At 63.8% G+C, this 874-nt stretch carries 2 pseudogenes; one reads left to right on the top strand and one right to left on the bottom strand.

Annotation, left to right across the window (positions count from 1 at the left end):
* Positions 1 to 385: pseudogene (locus tag EOA29_RS38235) on the bottom strand (imidazolonepropionase); the annotation flags it as partial.
* A gap of 97 nt (positions 386 to 482) precedes the next feature.
* On the opposite strand from EOA29_RS38235, the pseudogene EOA29_RS38230 reads away from it, so the two are divergent.
* A pseudogene (locus EOA29_RS38230) lies at positions 483 to 874 on the top strand (amidohydrolase family protein); the annotation flags it as partial.

Genomic DNA, 874 nt, shown 5'->3' with positions numbered 1-874 from the left:
TCTCAGCGACGAGTTCGTCCTCGCTGGCAGCGCGCAGCGACTTCACGGAGGAAACGATGCCGCCTCCAGCGCGGGCCACTTGTTCATAAGTGGCGCCGGCCAGCCGCATCTCGAACTCGTTGGCACGGTTGCCGGCATAGACAAGGTGCGTGTGGCAGTCGATCAGGCCGGGCGTGATCCAGCGTCCTGCGCAATCGACGGTGTCGGCGCCCCGCCCGAGCCCGGCCGGCATGTCGGCTTCGGCGCCAGCATAGACAATCAAGCCGTCACGTGCGGCGACCGCGCCTTTCTCGACGATGCCGAGGCCGGCCGCGTCCTCAGCCAGAGTCGCCAGGCGCGCATTGCGCCAGAGACGAAGGCCACTCTTTCCGTTCTCTCCACCCATCATCTTTTCCATTTGAAAGGATGGCAATTATGTATATACATATTGGAGCGCGACGCAAGCGGTAATGTCGCCGAGGCATTCAGATTCGGAGATGTTCGTGACGGCGATCTTTGTGGAACAGGCGCTGCTGCCCGAAGGCTGGCAAGGCAATGTGCGGATCGCTTTCGACGGCGGCCGCATCACCACGGTCGAGACCGCCACTTCCCCGCAGGCCGGCGACGAGCGCCATGCCATTCTGTTGCCCGGCATGCCCAATCTGCACAGCCACGCCTTCCAGCGCGGCATGGCGGGGCTCGCCGAATTGCGCGGCCCTTCGGCGGACAGTTTCTGGAGCTGGCGAGAGGTGATGTACCGCTTCGCGCTGTCGATGACGCCGGACCAGGTCGAGGCAGTGGCGGCGCAGCTTTATATCGAGATGCTGGAGGCCGGCTTCTCGCGCGTCGGCGAGTTCCACTATCTCCATCACGACCGTGACGGGAAGCCATATGC

The sequence above is a fragment of the Mesorhizobium sp. M1E.F.Ca.ET.063.01.1.1 genome (assembly GCF_003998155.1).
Taxonomy (GTDB): domain Bacteria; phylum Pseudomonadota; class Alphaproteobacteria; order Rhizobiales; family Rhizobiaceae; genus Mesorhizobium.
Note: the sequence above shows the minus strand (reverse complement) of the source record. Positions and strands in the feature narration are given on the sequence as shown.